The 19,310-nt window shown below is 59.5% G+C and carries 17 protein-coding genes; 10 read left to right on the forward strand and 7 right to left on the reverse strand.

Annotation, left to right across the window (positions count from 1 at the left end; all coding sequences use genetic code 11):
* Positions 1-10 precede the first annotated feature (10 nt).
* The 6 genes from FB593_RS00835 to FB593_RS00860 all read left to right on the forward strand — a co-directional run bounded on the left by FB593_RS00835 (position 11) and on the right by FB593_RS00860 (position 6,835).
* Entirely contained in the window at positions 11-1,084 is a 1,074-nt protein-coding gene (locus tag FB593_RS00835; protein ID WP_003515759.1) for a BMP family ABC transporter substrate-binding protein, read from the forward strand.
* Positions 1,085-1,316: 232 nt separating this feature from the next.
* Positions 1,317-2,054, forward strand: coding sequence for a FadR/GntR family transcriptional regulator (locus FB593_RS00840; RefSeq protein ID WP_145166478.1), 738 nt, complete (start codon positions 1,317-1,319; stop codon positions 2,052-2,054).
* Positions 2,055-2,260: 206 nt separating this feature from the next.
* Positions 2,261-3,622 (forward strand): bifunctional UDP-N-acetylglucosamine diphosphorylase/glucosamine-1-phosphate N-acetyltransferase GlmU, encoded by a 1,362-nt coding sequence (gene glmU, locus FB593_RS00845; protein WP_003515755.1) that lies wholly within the window; start codon positions 2,261-2,263, stop codon positions 3,620-3,622.
* Between the two features lie 204 nt (positions 3,623-3,826).
* On the forward strand, positions 3,827-5,653 hold the full coding sequence (glmS, locus tag FB593_RS00850) for a glutamine--fructose-6-phosphate transaminase (isomerizing) (protein ID WP_080798336.1): 1,827 nt from the start codon (positions 3,827-3,829) through the stop codon (positions 5,651-5,653).
* Positions 5,650-6,153 (forward strand): GNAT family N-acetyltransferase, encoded by a 504-nt coding sequence (locus FB593_RS00855; protein ID WP_112959200.1) that lies wholly within the window; start codon positions 5,650-5,652, stop codon positions 6,151-6,153. The genes glmS and FB593_RS00855 overlap by 4 nt, the downstream gene beginning before the upstream one ends.
* Positions 6,154-6,166: 13 nt before the next feature.
* Positions 6,167-6,835: a DUF502 domain-containing protein gene (locus FB593_RS00860; protein ID WP_003515749.1), complete on the forward strand. Its 669-nt coding sequence runs from the start codon at positions 6,167-6,169 to the stop codon at positions 6,833-6,835.
* A 3-nt stretch (positions 6,836-6,838) separates the two neighbouring features.
* Here FB593_RS00860 and FB593_RS00865 read toward each other — a convergent pair whose 3' ends face one another.
* The 4 genes from FB593_RS00865 to recG are packed head-to-tail and all read right to left on the reverse strand — an operon-like array spanning position 6,839 to position 9,921.
* The gene (locus FB593_RS00865; protein WP_112292232.1) at positions 6,839-7,222 is read right to left on the reverse strand and encodes a type II toxin-antitoxin system VapC family toxin; all 384 of its coding nucleotides are present in this window, start codon (positions 7,220-7,222) and stop codon (positions 6,839-6,841) included.
* The gene (locus tag FB593_RS00870; protein WP_003515745.1) at positions 7,219-7,476 is read right to left on the reverse strand and encodes a type II toxin-antitoxin system Phd/YefM family antitoxin; all 258 of its coding nucleotides are present in this window, start codon (positions 7,474-7,476) and stop codon (positions 7,219-7,221) included. The genes FB593_RS00865 and FB593_RS00870 overlap by 4 nt, the downstream gene beginning before the upstream one ends.
* 54 nt (positions 7,477-7,530) lie before the next feature.
* Positions 7,531-7,803: a hypothetical protein gene (locus FB593_RS00875; protein ID WP_003515743.1), complete on the reverse strand. Its 273-nt coding sequence runs from the start codon at positions 7,801-7,803 to the stop codon at positions 7,531-7,533.
* A gap of 12 nt (positions 7,804-7,815) precedes the next feature.
* Positions 7,816-9,921: an ATP-dependent DNA helicase RecG gene (gene recG, locus FB593_RS00880; protein WP_112497451.1), complete on the reverse strand. Its 2,106-nt coding sequence runs from the start codon at positions 9,919-9,921 to the stop codon at positions 7,816-7,818.
* 187 nt (positions 9,922-10,108) lie between these two features.
* Between recG and FB593_RS00885 the strand changes: the two genes are divergently transcribed.
* The 3 genes from FB593_RS00885 (at position 10,109) to FB593_RS00900 (ending at position 14,643) form a co-directional block, all read left to right on the forward strand.
* Entirely contained in the window at positions 10,109-10,420 is a 312-nt protein-coding gene (locus FB593_RS00885; protein ID WP_113473079.1) for a succinate dehydrogenase assembly factor 2, read from the forward strand.
* Between the two features lie 3 nt (positions 10,421-10,423).
* On the forward strand, positions 10,424-13,921 hold the full coding sequence (gene mfd, locus FB593_RS00890) for a transcription-repair coupling factor (protein ID WP_019566117.1): 3,498 nt from the start codon (positions 10,424-10,426) through the stop codon (positions 13,919-13,921).
* 377 nt (positions 13,922-14,298) lie between these two features.
* The gene (locus FB593_RS00900; protein ID WP_065687278.1) at positions 14,299-14,643 is read left to right on the forward strand and encodes a hypothetical protein; all 345 of its coding nucleotides are present in this window, start codon (positions 14,299-14,301) and stop codon (positions 14,641-14,643) included.
* Between the two features lie 57 nt (positions 14,644-14,700).
* On the opposite strand, the gene FB593_RS00905 is transcribed toward FB593_RS00900, so the two are convergent.
* Genes FB593_RS00905 through FB593_RS00915 form a run of 3 tightly spaced genes read right to left on the reverse strand, consistent with a single transcriptional unit; the run spans position 14,701 to position 18,240 of the window.
* Positions 14,701-15,633 (reverse strand): DMT family transporter, encoded by a 933-nt coding sequence (locus FB593_RS00905; protein ID WP_003515734.1) that lies wholly within the window; start codon positions 15,631-15,633, stop codon positions 14,701-14,703.
* Positions 15,634-15,684: 51 nt separating this feature from the next.
* Positions 15,685-16,353, reverse strand: coding sequence for a DsbA family oxidoreductase (locus tag FB593_RS00910; protein WP_003515731.1), 669 nt, complete (start codon positions 16,351-16,353; stop codon positions 15,685-15,687).
* Positions 16,354-16,392: 39 nt separating this feature from the next.
* On the reverse strand, positions 16,393-18,240 hold the full coding sequence (locus tag FB593_RS00915) for an extracellular solute-binding protein (protein ID WP_025593697.1): 1,848 nt from the start codon (positions 18,238-18,240) through the stop codon (positions 16,393-16,395).
* 322 nt (positions 18,241-18,562) lie between these two features.
* On the opposite strand from FB593_RS00915, the gene FB593_RS00920 reads away from it, so the two are divergent.
* A complete protein-coding gene (locus FB593_RS00920) occupies positions 18,563-19,216 on the forward strand; it encodes an invasion associated locus B family protein (protein ID WP_013636323.1) in 654 nt (217 codons plus the stop codon).
* Positions 19,217-19,310 lie beyond the last annotated feature (94 nt).

Here is a 19,310-nt window from a genome sequence, read left to right on the forward strand (position 1 = left end):
AGGGGTAAAAATGAAAAAACTGGTCATCGCACTTGCTGCTTCCATAGCGGCTCTTGGAGGCGTCGTTTCTTCGGCTGAGGCCGCCGACGCAAAGAAGGTCTGCTTCATCTATGTCGGCAGCCGCACTGATGGCGGCTGGACGCAGGCGCACGAAATCGGTCGCGAAGAGCTGCAGAAGCATTTCGGCGACAAGATCGAAACGCCGTTCCTCGAAAGCGTTCCGGAAGGCCCGGATGCCGAACGCGCCATCGAGCGCATGGCACGTTCCGGCTGTGAGCTGGTCTTCACCACTTCCTTCGGCTTCATGGATGCGACCGTTAAGGTTGCCCAGAAGTTCCCCAAGGTGAAGTTCGAGCACGCCACCGGTTTCAAGACCGCCGAAAACGTCGCGACCTACAATTCGCGTTTCTATGAAGGCCGCTACATTCAGGGCCAGATCGCCGCAAAGATGTCGAAGAAGGGTGTTGCCGGCTACATCGCTTCCTTCCCGATCCCGGAAGTGGTGATGGGCATCGACGCTTTCGTTCTTGGCGCGCAGTCCGTCAATCCTGAGTTCAAGGTCAAGGTCGTCTGGGCCAACACCTGGTTTGACCCCGGCAAGGAAGCCGATGCCGCCAAGGCGCTTATCGATCAGGGCGTCGATATCCTGACGCAGCACACCGACACGACGGCTCCGATGCAGGTTGCAGCCGAGCGCGGCATCAAGGCCTTCGGTCAGGCTTCCGATATGATCAAGGCCGGTCCGGAGACACAGCTGACCGCGATCAAGGACACCTGGGGCGCCTATTACATCAAGCGCACGCAGGCCCTGCTTGACGGCACGTGGAAGTCCGAATCCATCTGGGACGGCCTGAAGGACGGCATCCTGACCATGGCGCCTTACACCAACATGCCTGATGACGTGAAGAAGATGGCTGAGGAAACCGAAGCCAAGATCAAGTCGGGCGAGTTGCACCCCTTTACCGGTCCGGTGAAGAAGCAGGACGGTTCGGAATGGCTGAAGGCGGGTGAGAAGGCTGAAGACGGCGTTCTGCTCGGCCTCAACTTCTACGTTGCCGGCGTGGACGACAAGTTGCCGCAATAATGTGACACGCAGGTACTAGCTGCTAACGGGACCGCGCATGCAATTCATGCGCGGTCTTTGTTATTTTGATGTGTTTTATTGTTCGAACGAAGTTTGGCTTTGCTTTTCACGCGCATTGATGTTTTTCACTGTATTCTGCGTTGAAAATCGGGCTGCTTTCCTGGATTACACAAGTCAGGCGCGATTTTTACATCTTCAACCGAACGGAAGGACATGGAATTTGCAGCGCGGAATGCTCGATGCGGCGATCGGTTTTCGAAAGTTGCGGACAAATCATGCTCAGGTCGTTCACAAGCTCGGTCTCGATATCGTGTCCGGAGTTTTCAAGACGGGTGACATCTTGCCGGGCGATGCCGAGCTGATGGAGCGGCTGAAAGTCTCTCGAACGGTGCTTCGCGAGGCGATGAAGACGCTCACCGCCAAGGGCATGATCTCCCCCAAGGCGCGCATCGGTACCCGTGTGACGGAGCGCGAAAGCTGGAACATGTTCGACAGCGAGGTGCTGCTCTGGCACTTCGAGGCTGGTGTCAGCGAGGAATTCCTGCTGCATCTCTACGATATCCGCCAGGCGTTCGAACCCTATGGCGCGGGTCTTGCTGCCGCCAGGGCAAAAGACGCCGATATCGCAAGGCTTGTCGCTTACGCCAACGAGATGGGCAACACGGCTTATTCCAAGGAAAAGCGCGCGCTTGCGGATATGAATTTTCACGTTCTCATCACCGAAATGTCCGGCAACCCGTTCATGCGCACCGTCGGTTCGCTGATAAAGGCGGCGCTGGCGGGCATTTTCCGGATGAGCAACCCGGAAGCCGATCCCAACGAGATTTCCGACGTGTCTGCCTCTCACCTGCGACTCGTCGAAGCGTTTCGCCTGCGCGATGGGGGGGCAGCCCGGCGCGAGATGGAAAGGCTGATTGAAAACGGCCGTCAGCAGATACTCGAATTCACGGCCCGTAACTCCCGCCCATAGATCATGCCAGCCTGCCGCTGATCACGTTTGATGAAAATCGGCGTGGAAATTTGGTGGAGATTTGCATGGTTTCTTAAGTGGGGCGCCGTTATAGCAGTGCCGGAAAGAAATCACCCATACGCCCGTCCGCAGTGCCGGCCGGCGTAAAGTCAAACATTGCTCCTGTCCGGGCCGCCTGTGGCCGGTGACGGGGTGTTGGAGGTCTTATGGAGCGCAGCTCTCTAGCCGTTATTCTCGCAGCGGGCGACAGCACGCGCATGAAGTCTTCGAAGTCCAAGGTGCTTCATCCGGTCGCTGGACGCCCGATGATCGGGCATGTGGTGGAGGCTGTTGCTGGAGCGGGCGTCGGCGCGGTGGCGCTGGTGGTCGGGCGCGATGCCGACAATGTCGCTGCTGCGGCAAGTCTCAAGGGCCTGCAGGTCGAGGCTTTCCTGCAAAAGGAACGCAAGGGCACCGGTCATGCGGTTCTTGCCGCACGCGAGGCGATCGAACGCGGTTTTGACGATGTCATCGTGGCTTATGGCGATGTGCCGCTCATCACCTCAGCCACGCTCGACAGGGCGCGCGAGGCGATTGCCGACGGTGCCGATGTCGCCGTTATCGGGTTCCATACCGACCGTCCCACGGGTTACGGGCGGCTTCTGGTCGAGAATGGCGAGCTGGTCGCGATCCGAGAGGAAAAGGATGCCACCGACGAGGAACGCAAGGTCACCTGGTGCAACAGCGGATTGATGGCCATCAACGGCCGCAATGCGCTGGATCTGCTGGATCGGATTGGCAACAGCAATGTTAAGGGCGAATATTATCTGACTGACATCGTCGAGATCGCCCGTTCTCTCGGCCGCCGCGCCATTGCCATCGATGCACCGGAAAAGGAATTGACCGGCTGCAACAACCGCGCCGAACTCGCCTTCATTGAGAGGCTCTGGCAGGAGCGCCGCCGTCACGAATTGATGGTCGACGGCGTTTCGATGATCGCGCCTGAGACAGTATTCCTTTCCTTCGATACGAAGATCGGTCAGGATGTCCTGATCGAGCCCAACGTCGTTTTCGGTCCCGGCGTGACGATCGAGCCGGGTGCGATCATTCATGCATTTTCGCATCTGGAAGGGGCCTATCTGGCCGAGGGTGCGGTTGTCGGTCCCTTTGCGCGGTTGCGTCCGGGTGCAAACCTGCATGCCAATGCCAAGGTCGGCAATTTCTGTGAGGTCAAGAAGGCCGAGATCGGCGAGGGCGCAAAGGTCAACCATTTGACCTATATCGGCGATGCTTTCGTGGGTGCAGGCAGCAATATCGGCGCGGGTGCCATCACCTGCAATTATGACGGTTACAACAAGTCCGAAACGCGGATCGGAGCCAACAGCTTCATCGGCTCGAATTCGTCGCTGGTTGCTCCCGTCTCCATTGGAGAGCGGGCCTATATCGCCTCCGGCAGCGTGATTACCGATGACGTGCCTGCCGATGCGCTGGCTTTCGGGCGCGCGCGCCAGGAGGTGAAACCGGGCAGGGCGGTCGCCTTGCGTGAGCGGGCGAAAGCGCTGAAGGAAGCGAAGAAAAAATCCTCTTAGATGACGTTACCGAGCGATACTGAAAGTGACCGGCGGGATAATTGCCGATTTCAGAGAAACGGTTAAAGCATTTCCAGTAAAGGTGCGCAGCGGTTTTACGTCCGGAAATGCATCAGAACAAAAAGGTGGTGTATTTTCGCATTTCAGGGAAAGGCGGAAATACTCTGGAAGTTTCGGTGAAGAGATCGCCGTCTGGAGAAATATATGTGCGGAATTGTCGGAATTGTCGGAACGCAGCCCGTTGCTGAACGGCTTGTCGATGCGCTGAAGCGCCTCGAATATCGCGGTTACGATTCGGCGGGTGTCGCCACCATCGACAATGGCGCGATGGACCGTCGCCGGGCAGAAGGCAAGCTGTTCAATCTGGAAAAGCTGGTCTCTGAAAAGCCGCTGCCAGGTGTCGTCGGCATCGCGCATACGCGCTGGGCGACGCACGGCGTGCCGAACGAAACCAACGCCCACCCGCATTTCGTCGAAGGCGTTGCCGTCGTTCATAACGGCATCATCGAAAACTTCTCCGAATTGCGCGAGGAACTGAGCGCCGAGGGTGCAACCTTCACCACCCAGACCGACACCGAAGTGGTGGCGCAGCTTCTGGCAAAATACACCCGCGAAGGGCTTGGCCATCGCGAGGCGATGCTGAAGATGCTGAACCACGTGACCGGTGCCTATGCGTTGGTGGTGATGTTTCAGGACGATCCCCATACGCTGCTTTCGGCGCGCTCCGGCCCGCCGCTTGCCGTCGGTTACGGCAGGGGTGAGATGTTCCTGGGGTCCGACGCAATCGCACTTTCGCCTTTCACCAATGAGATCACCTATCTGGTGGATGGCGACTGCGCCATCGTGACCCGTGACGGTGCGGAAATCATCGATTTCTCCGGCAAGCCGGTGAAACGCGAGCGCCAGATTTCGCAGGCGACGGCTTTCGTGGTCGACAAGGGCAACCACCGCCATTTCATGGAAAAGGAAATCTATGAGCAGCCGGAAGTCATTTCCCATGCGCTCAGCCACTATGTGGATTTCGCCTCCAAAACCGTGAAGGATGCCGATAAGGCAATCGATTTCGCCAGGCTTTCCGGCCTTGCCATTTCCGCCTGCGGCACGGCCTATCTTTCCGGCCTGATCGGCAAATACTGGTTCGAACGTTACGCGCGCCTGCCGGTGGAAATCGATGTCGCATCGGAATTCCGTTACCGCGAGATCCCGCTCGTTCCCACGCAGGCCGCGCTGTTCATTTCGCAATCGGGCGAAACCGCCGATACGCTGGCGGCCTTGCGATATTGCCAGCAAGAGGGACTGAAGATCGGCGCAGTGGTCAATACACGTGAATCGACCATGGCGCGCGAATCGGATGCGATCTTTCCGATCCTCGCCGGCCCGGAAATCGGCGTGGCCTCCACCAAGGCCTTCACCTGCCAGCTTGCCGTGCTCGCTTCGCTCGCGGTTGCCGCGGGCAAGGCGCGCGGCACGCTTAAGCCGGGCGAGGAAAAGGAACTGGTGCAGCAGCTTATCGAGATGCCTCGCATCATGAGCAAGGTGCTGAACCTCATCCAGCCGCAGATCGAGGCGCTGTCGCGCGATCTGTCGCGCTTCAAGGATGTACTTTATCTCGGCCGCGGCACCAGCTTCCCGCTGGCGCTGGAAGGCGCACTGAAGCTCAAGGAAATTTCCTATATCCACGCCGAAGGTTATGCAGCCGGCGAGCTGAAGCATGGGCCAATCGCACTGATCGACGAGAACATGCCTGTCATCGTCATCGCGCCGCATGACCGCTTTTTTGAAAAGACCGTTTCTAACATGCAGGAAGTGGCCGCGCGCGGTGGCCGCATCATCTTCATCACCGACGAGAAGGGTGCCGCTGCCTCCAAGCTCGACACCATGGCGACGATCACGCTGCCCAATGTCGACGAGCTGATCGCGCCGATGGTCTTCTCGCTGCCGATCCAGCTGCTGGCCTATCACACCGCCGTCTTCATGGGCACGGATGTGGACCAGCCACGCAATCTGGCGAAATCGGTGACGGTGGAATGATCATCCGGCCGGAGCGGCAAGGTGATGAAGAGGCGATTGCTCGCGTTACGGAATATGCCTTCCGTAACGTCGACTACAGCGACAAGACAGAACATGTGATAATCGAACGGCTTCGCAAGGCCGGTGCGCTGACTGTTTCTCTGGTTGCCGAGGACAGCGAAGGCATCATCGGCCATATCGGTTTTTCACCGGTAACACTGTCGGGCGGCGAGACCGGCTGGTTCTGTCTTGCGCCCTTAGCGGTGGCGCCGGACCGGCAAAGGCAGGGTGTCGGCTCAGGGCTGGTTCGGGAAGGGCTTGCCGCGCTGGACCGTCTGAGTGCTTCTGGCGCAGTTGTCGCTGGCGATCCGGACTATTACGGCCGCTTCGGTTTTCGCCATGTTGAGGGCCTGAGCGGCAAGGGGATTCCTGACGAATATTTCACAGTTCTTCGCTTGCATGGCGGAACTCCATCCGGCATTGTCGGTTTTCATCCGGGTTTCGATAGCGACAACGCTTAATTCCGAACGGTAAATGACCGATATTCCAGTCAAAATTTCATTCGCAGCCCGTCTGCGCAACAGCTTTCTCACGGGCGTCCTCATCCTTGCGCCTGTCACCATCACCATGTGGCTGGTATGGAGCTTCCTGCAATGGGCGGATAGCTGGGTTAAGCCCTATATTCCCGCCCGTTACGATCCCGAGCAATATTTCGATGTGGCGATCCCCGGCTTCGGCCTGCTGATCGCCGTCATCGGCATCACACTCATCGGCTTTCTCGGCAACAACCTCATTGGCAAATGGATCGTCGGCGTCGGCGAATCCGTTCTCAACCGCATGCCGCTGGTGCGACCGATCTACAAGAGCATCAAGCAGCTGTTCGAATCCGTCCTGAAAGAGCATTCGAACTCTTTCAAGAAGGTCGGCCTGATCGAGTTTCCGTCACCCGGCACCTGGGCGATGGTATTCGTATCCTCGGAGGTCAAGGGAGAGCTTGCCCATCGCTTCAACGAGATGGGCCAGGAGATGGTTGCTGTCTTCCTGCCACCGACTCCGGTGCCGACGGCGGGTTTCCTCCTGTTCGTGCCGAAGGACAAGATCGTGATGCTGGACATGACACCGGAAGACGCGGCGAAACTGCTGATTTCAGGTGGCCTGGTGGCTCCGGATTTCACGCCGCCGAAAATGATTGCGCCGGTTTGAGCGTTACAGGAGGCCGCTGATATCTGTTTGCGAAAAGTCGTTGCCGACATAAAGCAAAGGGCAGCCTTCAGCTTTTGCCAGCTCATAGGCAAAACAATCTCCGAAATTCAGCCCGGCGGGGTGGATACCCTTTCCCCAGATGCGATAGGCTTCCGAAATGCCACGGATTGATTTAGCAGTAACGGGTTTGATTTCGACGCTCAGCCCTTCGATCAGCATCTCGAGTTCCCGGCTGCGGCCACGTCTTTGCGCTACGATCACAGCTTCGGCAAGCGTACCGGCGGATATCAGCAATGATTCATCCGTATCGAGAGCCATGGCACATGCATCTGCTGTGGGTTCATCAAGCAGGATTGCAAGCAGAGCAGATGTATCGATGACCATCATTTTGGAAGGCCGTGCTCGTCATAAAGGAAATCCTGACTATGCGCGGCATCCGGGCCATCGTCGCTCTTGGTCGCGACGGCCGCGCGCACTTTATCAAGCACGGCCCTGCGGGATTTTTTATCCGCCACAACAACCACTGGAACCAGCCGCACTGCTGCATGACCATGCCGGGTGAGAATGATTTCGTCCCCGGCCTCGGCGCGTCGTACCAATTCTGTCAGTTGGCCTTTTGCATCAGTTACGGATATCTGCATGGCTAACCTTAAGCGTTAAATCTCGCTTTAGATTAGTCTATTGAATGGACCAAATCAATCCTCGTCATCGAGATCATCCACCTCTGTTCCCGTCGTGGTCGCATGGAACACGGGGACGAAAAGCCGCATATAGACCAGCCGCACGCTCCAGCCCTGTTCCAGTGCCTCGGTCCATGCCTTCTTGCGGCCGGGCTTTTTGAAGGCCTTGCCGATCGCTTTCTTCTGGCTTTTGGCGAAGGTGTCGGGTTGCAGGATGTTTTGCGGCGAGCAGAGCGCGTAGCCCTTTCTGAAGGCGGGCGGTGGGCGGCGTGGGTCGATCATGTTCATGGCGGTTCACTTTCAGCCGGCGTGCAGGAAGCGGATAGCTTCGTCGCGGCGGTGCAGATAGAGCAGGGTGCGCAGGCTTTCGCCGCGCGGGCCGGTCAGTTCGGGGTCGCGCTCGATGACATAGGCGGCGTCCTTGCGGGCGATTTCCAGGAGATCGGCATGGGCTTCGAGGCTGGCGATGCGGAAGCCCGGGGTGCCGGACTGGCGGGTGCCGAGGAGTTCGCCTTCGCCGCGCAGCTTCAAATCCTCTTCGGCAATCAGGAAGCCGTCCTCGCTGTCGCGCAGGATGGAAAGTCGGGCGCGGCCGTTTTCGCTGAGCGGCCCCTTGTAGAGCAGGATGCAGGTGGAGGCCTCGTCACCGCGTCCAACCCGGCCACGCAGCTGGTGAAGCTGGGCGAGGCCGAAACGTTCGGCATGTTCGATGACCATGATCGTGGCGTCCGGAACGTCGACACCCACTTCCACCACTGTCGTTGCCACCAGCAGCCGGGTTTCGCCGTTCTTGAAAGCCAGCATGGCGGCGTCCTTCTCCGGGCCGCTCATGCGCCCATGGATGAGACCGATATTGACACCGAGCATCTGCGAGAGAACCGCATGTCGTTCTTCCGCCGACATCAGGTCGGACTCTTCCGTCTCCTCCACCAGCGGGCAGATCCAGTAGGCCTTCTTGCCCTCCTTCAGCGCGGCGCGCAGCCGCTCGACGATGTCGCCGATGCGCTCTGTGGGGATTGTCACGGTCTGGATGGGTTTTCGTCCGGCCGGTTTTTCGGTGAGTTTCGACACATCCATGTCGCCGAAGGCGGCCAGCACAAGCGTGCGCGGAATGGGCGTGGCGGTCATAACAAGCATATGCGGCGTGATGCCCTTGGCGGTGAGACGCAGGCGCTGGTGTACGCCGAAACGGTGCTGCTCATCCACCACGGCCAGCACGAGGTTCTTGTAACTCACGCTGTCCTGGAACAGCGCGTGGGTGCCGATGACGATCTGTGCCTCACCGGAGGCCACGCGTTCTTCGATCTCGCGACGCTCCTTGCCCTTGGTGCGGCCGGTCAGCACCTCAACCGTAATGCCCGCGGCATTGGCGAGTTTGGAGATGGTGGCGAAATGCTGCCGGGCAAGAATTTCGGTCGGGGCCATCAACACCGCCTGTCCGCCGGCCTCGACGGCGGTTGCCATAGCCATCAGCGCCACCAGCGTCTTGCCCGCGCCGACATCGCCCTGCAACAGCCGCAACATACGGTCCTCGCTGGCCATATCGGTCAGGATATCTTTCACCGAGGCATTCTGGCTCGGCGTCAGGGAGAAGGGCAGTTGCGACAGGATTTTTGCAGCAATGTCCCCCTTGGCGCGGATCGGCTGGCCCGCGACCTTGCGCAGTCTTTGCCGCACCAGCGCCAGTGACAGCTGCCCGGCCAGGAATTCGTCGTAGGCGAGCCGTCTGCGTGCCGGGGCCTGAGGATCGATATCGGCGCTGTCGCGTGGGTCGTGCAACTCACGGAAGCTCGATGCCACGTCGCCGAACCCCTGACGGGTCTTCAGGGTCTCGTCGATCCATTCGGGAAAGACCGGCAGTTTCGAAAGTCCGCCTTCAATTGCCCGCCGCAGCACCTTCGGAGACAGCCCGGCTGTCATCGGATAAACGGCTTCGACCAGCGGCAGGTTCTCTGCCTCGGAGAGCTTCACCATGAAATCCGGATGCACCATGGAGGCGCGGCCGTTGAACCAGTCCACCTTGCCGCTGACGAGAACCTCTTCATCGACGGGCAAGGCCTTGGAAAGCCAGTCTCCCTTGGCGCGGAAGAAGGTCAGCGCCAGTTCCCCGGTCTCGTCATGCAGGAAAACACGGTAGGGCGCGGAACGATTGCCCGGTGGAGCTGGCTGATGCCGGTCGACACGTCCCTGGATGGTGACAATGGCGCCGGGAGCGGCAAGCGCGATGCCCGGGCGGTTGCGCCGGTCGATGACGTTTGATGGTGCGTGGAACAGAAGATCGATCACGCGGGTGTCGTCGGCATTTTCCCGGCTCAGCAGTTTGGCCAGAAGGTCGGCAAGCTTCGGCCCCACACCGGCAAGGGTGGAGACTGAAGCAAATAGCGGATCGAGAATGGCGGGACGCATGCTCAGCAAAATCGGGGAAGGGGACGCGTTATGCAAGACGTGGCGCCCGACAAAGGCTGTTTATCACCGGCAGATTTTAGCCGCCGTGGCATTATTTCGATAAAAACCGGTTCCAAGCGTTCGCCTCCTGTTCTATAGGAGGGCGCAATCAACATCCTGTTGAATAGCCAACCGAAAGGTGAATGCGATGACTGGACTGGTGCGCACGAGCGCCGACCTCGATCCGAGGCGCAGGCGGATACTTTACCGCTGCTGGCACCGGGGCATTCGCGAGATGGATCTGGTGCTCGGGCAATTTGCGGAAGACAATATTGCCGGGCTTTCCGACGATCAGCTCGACGAGCTGGAAATCATCATGGCGGAAGAGGATAACGACCTCGTCAAGATGGTGACGGGTGCCCTGCCGGTGCCGGAAAAATTCCAGACCCCGTTGTTCGACAAGATCGCCTCTTACCGTCCCGATTTCGATCTCGTCACAGCCGAAACCCTGAAGGCCTGAAACATGATAGCCGGATTCGATGCAAAGCTGGTGGCGTCGGCCGATACGCCGCTGACCATCGGAAACGTGCCCTCCGGCATGGAAGCCCTGCTGCTCGCCGATATGGCGCGGGCGGGAACATCGGTGGCTTACGTGATGTCGGACGGCCAGCGGGTCGCCGATCTCGAACAGATTCTTGGTTTTGTCGCGCCGGATATTCCGGTGTTGACGCTGCCGGCCTGGGATTGTCTGCCTTATGACCGCGTGTCACCGAGTGCGGACACCTCGGCGCGCCGGCTCGCGGCACTTGCCGGCCTCATCAATCACGCCAAGAAACCGCATCCGGCCATCGTTCTCGTCACCGTCAACGCCATGCTGCAGAAGATGGCGCCGCGCGACGTTATCGAGAGCCTGGGCTTTTCGGCCAAGCCCGGCAACCAGATCCGCATGGAGGACATCGCCGCGCGGCTGGAGCGCAACGGTTTCGACCGGGTGGCGACGGTGCGTGAAGTGGGTGAATTCGCCGTGCGCGGCGGCATTCTCGATGTCTTCGTGCCGGGCACCGAAGAGCCGGTGCGGCTCGATTTCTTCGGCGATACGCTGGAAAGCATCCGCACCTTCGATCCGGCCAGCCAGCGCACCATCGCACAGGCGCGCTCGCTTGATCTCAATCCGATGAGCGAAGTGACGCTGACGCCGGATACGATCGGCCGGTTCCGAAAGAACTACCTGTCGCTATTCGGTGCGGCGACGCGCGACGATGCGCTTTATCAGGCCGTCTCCGAAGGCCGCCGTTATGCCGGCATGGAGCACTGGCTGCCTCTGTTTTACGAAGAGCTGGAAACCGCCTTCGATTATCTCAGCGGTTTCCGTATCGTCACCGACCATACGGCGCGAGAGGCGGCGAAGGAACGCTCCAAGCTGGTCCTCGATTATTACGAGGCGCGGCGGGCTTCCGGAGAGACCAAGGGCTCGACGCAGGGCGCACCATACAAGCCGGTATCGCCTGGGCAAATCTATCTCGACGGCAAGAGCTTCGAGGCGGCGCTTGCGAGCGTCAATGCGGTGCGGCTGACGCCCTTCAACGAACACGATAGCGAAGGTCGCCCGGTCGCGACGCTTGATGCCCATGTTGGTCCGCGCTGGGCACGTCCACCGACGGAAGGCGACAGCGAAGAGCGGGTCAATGTTTTCGATCTGGCGGTAAAGCACATTGCCGAGCGCCGGGCCAAGGGCTGGAAGGTTTTGATCACCGGCTGGTCGGAAGGTTCGCTCGACCGGCTGTTGCAGGTCTTGAACGAACACGGGCTTGAGAAGATCAAGCCGGTGACATCGCTGAAAGAGGTGGAGAAACTCGGCAAGGGTGAGGCGGCTTCGGCAGTGCTGAGCCTCGAAGCCGGGTTTGAGACCGGAACGCTCGCTATCATCGGCGAGCAGGATATTCTTGGCGACCGCATGGTGCGCCGTTCCAAGCGCCGCAAGCGCGGCGCGGATTTCATCGCGGAAGTGGCGGGGCTGGATGAAGGCTCGCTCGTGGTTCACGCCGAACACGGCATCGGTCGCTTCGTCGGTCTCCAGACCATCGAGGCAGCGGGCGCGCCGCGCGCCTGTCTGGAACTGCATTATGCCGACGACGCCAAGCTGTTCCTACCGGTCGAAAACATCGATCTTCTCTCGCGTTATGGTTCTGATGCCGCGGAAGCCACGCTCGACAAGCTCGGTGGCGGCGCATGGCAGATGCGCAAGGCCAAGCTCAAGAAGCGCCTGCTCGATATGGCCGACGAGCTTATCCGCATTGCAGCCGCGCGTCTGGTGCGCCACGCGCCGGCGCTTATCGCACCGGACGGGCTTTACGACGAGTTTGCCGCCCGTTTCCCCTATGACGAGACCGAGGACCAGCTGAACGCCATCGACGCTGTTCGCGACGATCTCGGTGCCGGGCGGCCGATGGATCGCCTGATCTGCGGCGATGTCGGTTTCGGCAAGACCGAAGTGGCCTTGCGCGCCGCTTTCCTTGCCGCCATGAATGGCGTTCAGGTGGCGGTGGTGGTGCCGACCACGCTTCTGGCGCGACAGCATTTCCGTACCTTTTCCGAACGGTTTCGCGGTCTGCCGATCCGGGTGCAGCAGGCCTCGCGCCTTGTGGGTTCGAAGGAGCTTGCGCTCACCAAGAAAGAAGTGGCTGATGGAAAGACCGACATTGTCGTCGGCACCCATGCGCTGCTCGGTGCGGGCATCAGCTTCGCCAATCTCGGCCTGCTGATCATCGATGAGGAGCAGCATTTCGGTGTGAAGCACAAGGAGCGGCTGAAGGAGCTGAAAAGCGATGTGCATGTGCTGACGCTGTCGGCAACACCCATTCCGCGCACCTTGCAGCTGGCCATGACCGGCGTGCGCGAGCTGTCGCTCATCACCACGCCGCCAGTGGACCGCATGGCGGTTCGCACCTTCATTTCGCCCTTCGATCCGCTGGTAATCCGTGAAACGTTGATGCGCGAGCATTATCGCGGTGGCCAGAGCTTTTATGTCTGCCCGCGCCTCGCCGATCTCGCTGACATCCATGCATTCCTGCAGTCGGATGTGCCGGAACTGAAAGTGGCGGTGGCGCATGGCCAGATGGCGGCGGGTGAACTCGAAGACATCATGAACGCCTTCTATGACGGCAAATACGATGTGCTGCTTTCGACCACCATCGTCGAATCCGGCCTCGACGTGCCGACCGCCAATACGCTGATCGTGCATCGTGCCGACATGTTCGGTCTCGCCCAGCTTTACCAGCTGCGTGGCCGTGTCGGTCGTTCCAAGGTCCGCGCCTTCGCGCTGTTCACCCTGCCGGTCAACAAGGTGTTGACGACGATGGCGGAGCGGCGGCTGAAAGTGCTGCAATCGCTCGACACACTCGGCGCCGGTTTCCAGCTTGCCAGCCACGATCTCGATATTCGCGGCGCTGGCAATCTGCTTGGCGAAGAACAGTCCGGCCACATCAAGGAAGTCGGCTTCGAGCTTTACCAGCAGATGCTGGAAGAGGCCGTGGCCGAAGTGAAGGGTGACGAAGAGGTGCGCGACAGCGGCTGGTCGCCGCAAATCTCGGTCGGCACCTCGGTGATGATCCCGGAAGACTACGTGCCGGATCTGCATCTGCGCATGGGTCTCTACCGCCGTCTCGGCGAGCTTGCGGATATAGGCGAGATCGACGGTTTCGGCGCAGAAATGATCGACCGTTTCGGCCCGCTGCCGAAGGAAGTGCAGCATCTCCTCAAGATCGTCTACATCAAGTCGCTCTGCCGCACGGCCAATGTCGAGAAGGTGGATGCCGGGCCGAAAGGCGTTGTCGTGCAGTTCCGCAACAAGGAATTCCCAAATCCGGCAGCGCTTGTCGGTTACATTGGCAAGCAGGGCTCGATGGCGAAAATCCGCCCGGACCACAGCCTGTTCCTGAACCGCGATCTGCCGACGCCGGAAAAACGGCTGGCGGGTGCGGCGATGGTCATGACGCAATTGGCGGAGCTGGCTCGGTCGTAGATTTAAGCCTTTGGGGGGGGCGGCGGTGGGTGTGGCTTACCCCACTTCTGCCCTGCCGGGAATCTCCCCCACAAGGAGGGAGATCGGCGAGACGCGCTGTCACCACTTCATTCTCTAACGTTGATATAGGCAAAACCTTGCCGCATATCGATCTCCCCACCTGTGTGGGAAATGCCCGGCAGGGCAGAGGGGGTAAGCCACCCATCGTCGGCTCATTTCCATTAGCCAATCCCTCGAAAACTCCACTCACTGCCTTCAGCGAAAATTACCGCGATGTAACGAAACGGACATGTATCGGTAGTCTTCGCGGGCGTAATCTTTCCTTCATACCCGGTGCGGCGGATCGTAAAGCCGCCGGGTCTTGAAGGAGCAGGACGATGTGGACCAACATCAACAGGTTTGCCACCGCTGGTCTGGTTGCTTTGACAATTGCGGGCACCACAATTGCCACCACCAGTCAGGCGGAAGCGCGCAATAATTTCGGCCGCGGCCTTGCCGCCGGGATCGCAGGAACGATCATTGGCGGAGCGCTCATCGCCGGGGCAAGGCATCCCGGTTACGCTTATGGCCCCGCTTATTATGCACCGGCCTACGGTCCACCCGTCTACGCCGTGCCAGCTTATGGACCGCCTGTTGTTTACCAGCCGGTTTATCCTCGCTGCCACGTGGCCTGGCGACAGAACGCCTGGGGCGACATGTATCGGGTCAGGGTTTGTGATTGATCGAATGCCATGCCAGCGACGCAAACATGCGTCGCTGGTTCTCATGCATTTTTGACTTTAGCGCTCGTCTTCCGGCGTGATCCCGACGGCGACATTCTGGTCGGTCGCGGCGATGGAGGCGGGAAGCGGCACTTTTCGCTGCTTCTCGCGGATCAGCGTCAGCAGGCCGGAGCCGACGATCAGGGCGATGCCCATCAACATCCAGCCATCAATACGGTCGCCGAAAATCAGGTAACCGAACAGAATCGCCCAGAGCATCTGGCTATATTGCGTTGGGCCGATCATGGCGGCGGGCGCATATTGGGCAGCATACATGACAAGCACGTTGCCAAGCGCGCCGAGCAGGCCGTATCCCGCCAGCAGCAACCATTGTTCGCCGCCCGGCATGATGAAGGTCGGCACCATGGCGATGCCGCTGATGGTAAGACAGCCCAGTACGCCGGCCCCATACAGCGAGACGTTCTTTTCCGACGGACCCATGGCGCGGAAGATGACTATGCTGAGTGCGCCGCTGAAGCCACCGATGATTGCGCCGATATGGCCGATGCCGAGTTCACGGAAACCCGGCCGCAGGATGACCAGCACCCCGAGGAAACCGATGATGACCGCAGACCAACGGCGGATGCCCACCTGTTCCTTCAAAAACACCACCGACATGATGGTGACGAAAGAAGGAAGCAGGAAGATCAGCGCGAAGGCTTCGGCCATGGAAAGATGGGTGAAAGCGGTGACGCTGCCGACGGCACCCGTACCGGCGGCAAAAAATCGGATGATCCATAAAGGCCGGTTGGTCGTCTTCACCACATCCACCCAGCGATCATTGCGCTTGCGGATGAAGGGCAGGGCGATGAGGCCGAACAGGGCGCCGAAGAAGGCCGATTCGATCGGCGAAATCTGGCCTTCTATGAGTTTAACGCTCGCGTCGCTCCAGGCGTAGGCAGCGAAGGCGGCAAAGGCAAGCAGAATGCCTTTCAGGGTCTGGTCGGACACGGGAAAACACCAACAGTTTATCGATTAGGGCAAGCTGCCGGTGTTCGACCGTCAGTTCATCGACTTATGCTCGTCCGCCTTGATTTTTGCAATATCCCGCAGTGCAGCAATCAATACATCAGGCGTTTGTGCACCGCTGATGGCGTATTTCTGGTCAACGATAAAGAACGGTACGCCGGAAACACCCATTTGCTGCGCCGCGTCAATTTCGGCAATCACCGTGTCCTTGTCTGCGTCCGATGCCAGAAGCCGTGTTACCACCTTTGCGTCCATGCCCGCCTTTTCGGCGATATCGGTCAGCACGGCGTGATCGCCGATATTGCGGCCTTCCTCGAAATTCGCCTTGAACAACGCGGTGACGATCCTTTCCTGAACGTCACGGCCTTCAGCATGGGCCCAGAGCGACAGGCGATGTGCGTCGAGCGTGTTCGGGCCAATCTTGATTGCATCGAAATCGTAGTGGATGCCGACCTGTTTTCCGAGTTCCACCAGCGAGGCATGGGCCTGCTCGAGACGCTCCTTGCCGAGCTTTTCCTCAAGCGCGGCCTTCTGGTCAACGCCTTCAGGCGGGTAATCCGGGTTGAGCCGGTAAGGTCGCCAGTTCACGTCGACGCTGATTTCGTCCTGCACCTCGGCAATGGCAAGATCGAGCCTTGCCTTGCCCAGATAGCACCAGGGGCAGACCATATCCGATACGACGTCGATAACGATGCGTTCCATGGCTTCATCTTCCGTTGTCTTGGACCGGGCAGGGGCGGGTTATTGCGCCCGCGCATCCCACCAGGTCTGTTTCTGATTGCCTGATATCGGGGTCATATCCGGGCGGTCGATATATTTCCAGCGGGCTATCCATTGCGCGCCGATGTAGTAGAGCGGAATGACATAGTGGCCGGCGACGAGAAGACGATCATAACCACGCACTGCCGCCTGAAAATCCTCCGTGGATCGGGCCTGCAACAGGGCCTCGATCATGCGGTCGATGTCGGGGCTGGCCGCACCCGCATAGTTGAAGCTGCCCTGCGCATCCCGCGACAATGAACTCCAGCGGTTGAGCTGCTCGGCGCCCGGCGAGAGCGATGAGGGCAGGGACCGGATGATCATGTCGTAATCGAAGCTGTTGGAGCGTGCCTGATATTGGCCATCGTCAACCGAACGGATGCCCATGGCGACGCCGATCAGGTTCAGCGAACGCTGATAGGCAAGCGCTATGCGTTCCTGCGCCGGGTTCTGCGTCATGATTTCGAATGCGAGCTGGCGGCCATTGGCGTCGGACATCCTGCCGTTCTTGATGCTGTATCCGGCCTCTTTCAGCTTATCGACGGCGAGCTTCAGGACCTTGCGGTCCGCGCCGGTCCCGTCGGTGGTGGGCATGGCGTAGGTTCCCGCCAGAAGTTCCGGCGGCATGCTCTTGGCCGCATCGCCAAGCAGCGCAAGTTCGCGCTCATCTGCGGCATTGCCATAGGCACCGAGCGCGGAGTTCTGCCAGTAGCTTTGCGTACGCTTGAAGGCGCCGCCGAGAATGTTCTTGTTCATCCACTCGAAATCGAGTGCATAGGACAGGCCCTCGCGCACCTTTTCGTCAGCAAAGACCGCGCGGCGGGTATTGAAGACAAGGCCGAACATGCCCGATGGCAGACGTGGCTGGAACACATCCTTGACGATATCGCCGCGATGAACGGCGGGGAAGTTGTAGGCCTGGCCCCAATGGGACGTATCGGAGGTGCCGTTGATGGCGTCGCCTTCGGGATAGATGTCGATATCGCCTTTCTTGAAGGCCTCGAACATGGTGGTGACCTGAAGGAAATAGGTGATGCTGATCTCGTCGTAATTCTCGAAGCCGACCTTGCTCGGGATATCCTTGCCCCAATAGTCCGGGTTTCGCTCCCAGATGATTCGTTCACCCGGCCGCAATGTCTTGATTCGGTATGGACCCGACCCGACAACAGCGCCGAGGCCCGCCTGCTCGAATTTTTCCGGATCGATCGCGTGTTTCGGCAAAATAGGGGTGGAAGAGGCGAGAATGAGCGGCGTTTCGCGGTTCGCCTTGTCGTTGAAGGTGAAGCGGACGCCGTGTTCGCCGATCTTTTCCAGCTTCGCCACGCCGTCTAGGCGGCTGTTGAACGGCGGACGGCCTTTTTCCTTCAGGAGATTGAATGTGAAGATAACATCGTCAGGCGTCACCGGCTCGCCATCCGACCACTTGGCCTTGGGATTGATGTTGAACTGGGTGAAGGTGCGTTCCTCGTCCCACTCCACGGTTTCCGCAAGCAGGCCGTAAAGGCTGAAAGGCTCGTCGCTCGAGCGCTGCATCAGCGGCTCGTAGAGGAGATTGCCGAATTCAGGGTCCCAGACGCCGCGCGCCGTTGTGCGCATTCCCTTGAGAACAAAGGGGTTGAGGCTGTCAAAGGTGCCGACGACACCGTAGGATATGCGACCACCTTTTTTCACGTCCGGATTGACATAAGGGAAGTGCCGGAAGTCGGCGGGAAGTTCCGGCGTGCCGTGCATGGAAATGCCGTGAAGCGGCTGCGCTACGGCAATTTCCGGAGAAAGCAGGGCCGTTCCCCAAAGAAACAATGCGGGGATGAGGGCCGCAAGCTTGCGCATGTCACTATCCTGTCTCAACTGTCGGTCCGTTTTGTCGTCGTGGTCGGTTATCGTCATGATTGGTTTTTTGTTATGATTCTGGCGAATATGTAGCACAAGCCCATGGCTGGACCCATGCGAGGGCGGGAAATCTTGGGTTGCCTCAAGAAAAAGTTAAAGAAGTGCTGGATATCGCCGCGAACGGCATGTAACAGGGTGGCCGGAAGAGACGGGTCACGCATTTGCCTCATTTAAACGACAGTTGAACGGGCAGAAGGATACCGCCATCGGCGAGCAGGACCCGCGGTTCTGTTCTGGCAGACATTCAGGAGACGGAACTCTTATGATGCAAAAGGCAAACACATTCACCCGGACAGCTCTGTCCGCTCTCGTTCTTTCCCTGGGCGCGGTTTCCGCTCCGGCCATCTCGCAGGCACAGGATGCTCCCGCCAATCAGGGCGCTGGCGCTCCGCCGCTCGGCTGGTTCAAGACCTGCTCCAAGCAGGAAGACAACGATGTCTGCGTCGTGCAGAACGTGGTTCTTGCCCAGAACGGCCAGATGATCACTGCCGTCGGCCTCATCACTGTCGAGGGCAAGGTCAACCGCAAGCTGCTCCAGGTTTCCGTTCCGACCGCGCGTCTCATTCCCCCGGGTGTGATGATGCAGATCGACGGTGGCAAGGGTCAGAAGCTCGATTACGCTGTTTGCCTTCCCGACAAGTGCACGGCTGAAGTTCCGCTGACGGACGCCATGATCGCGTCGCTGAAGAAGGGCAACGAGATCGTCTTCACCTCGATCAACTTCCGCCGCGCGCCGAACCCCATCAAGATCGCGCTTACCGGCTTTACCGGCGCTTATGACGGCGCGGCTATCACCCAGTCGCAGCTCGCAGAAAGCCAGCGCAGCCTTCAGGAAGGCATGCAGAAAAAGGCCGAAGAGGCTCGCAAGAAGCTGGAAGCTGCTCAGGACGCCGCAAAGGGCGCGCCGAAGCCCTGATCTCTTTACGAGAACACGAAAAAACCGGCCTGTTTTCAGGCCGGTTTTTTTATGCGCGGTTTTGATCCGACGTATTTTCAGTCAAAGCGCACAG

The sequence above is a fragment of the Rhizobium sp. SJZ105 genome (genome assembly GCF_007828365.1).
Taxonomy (GTDB): domain Bacteria; phylum Pseudomonadota; class Alphaproteobacteria; order Rhizobiales; family Rhizobiaceae; genus Agrobacterium; species Agrobacterium tumefaciens.

Excerpts from the sequence above, each read along its gene's own strand:
- FB593_RS00835 (WP_003515759.1), top strand. The coding sequence starts at position 11 with ATGAAAAAACTGGTCATCGCACTTGCTGCTTCCATAGCGGCTCTTGGA.
- FB593_RS00840 (WP_145166478.1), top strand. The coding sequence starts at position 1,317 with ATGCTCGATGCGGCGATCGGTTTTCGAAAGTTGCGGACAAATCATGCT.
- glmU (WP_003515755.1), top strand. The coding sequence starts at position 2,261 with ATGGAGCGCAGCTCTCTAGCCGTTATTCTCGCAGCGGGCGACAGCACG.
- glmS (WP_080798336.1), top strand. The coding sequence starts at position 3,827 with ATGTGCGGAATTGTCGGAATTGTCGGAACGCAGCCCGTTGCTGAACGG.
- FB593_RS00855 (WP_112959200.1), top strand. The coding sequence starts at position 5,650 with ATGATCATCCGGCCGGAGCGGCAAGGTGATGAAGAGGCGATTGCTCGC.
- FB593_RS00860 (WP_003515749.1), top strand. The coding sequence starts at position 6,167 with ATGACCGATATTCCAGTCAAAATTTCATTCGCAGCCCGTCTGCGCAAC.
- FB593_RS00865 (WP_112292232.1), bottom strand. The coding sequence starts at position 7,222 with ATGATGGTCATCGATACATCTGCTCTGCTTGCAATCCTGCTTGATGAA.
- FB593_RS00870 (WP_003515745.1), bottom strand. The coding sequence starts at position 7,476 with ATGCAGATATCCGTAACTGATGCAAAAGGCCAACTGACAGAATTGGTA.
- FB593_RS00875 (WP_003515743.1), bottom strand. The coding sequence starts at position 7,803 with ATGAACATGATCGACCCACGCCGCCCACCGCCCGCCTTCAGAAAGGGC.
- recG (WP_112497451.1), bottom strand. The coding sequence starts at position 9,921 with ATGCGTCCCGCCATTCTCGATCCGCTATTTGCTTCAGTCTCCACCCTT.
- FB593_RS00885 (WP_113473079.1), top strand. The coding sequence starts at position 10,109 with ATGACTGGACTGGTGCGCACGAGCGCCGACCTCGATCCGAGGCGCAGG.
- mfd (WP_019566117.1), top strand. The coding sequence starts at position 10,424 with ATGATAGCCGGATTCGATGCAAAGCTGGTGGCGTCGGCCGATACGCCG.
- FB593_RS00900 (WP_065687278.1), top strand. The coding sequence starts at position 14,299 with ATGTGGACCAACATCAACAGGTTTGCCACCGCTGGTCTGGTTGCTTTG.
- FB593_RS00910 (WP_003515731.1), bottom strand. The coding sequence starts at position 16,353 with ATGGAACGCATCGTTATCGACGTCGTATCGGATATGGTCTGCCCCTGG.
- FB593_RS00915 (WP_025593697.1), bottom strand. The coding sequence starts at position 18,240 with ATGCGCAAGCTTGCGGCCCTCATCCCCGCATTGTTTCTTTGGGGAACG.
- FB593_RS00920 (WP_013636323.1), top strand. The coding sequence starts at position 18,563 with ATGATGCAAAAGGCAAACACATTCACCCGGACAGCTCTGTCCGCTCTC.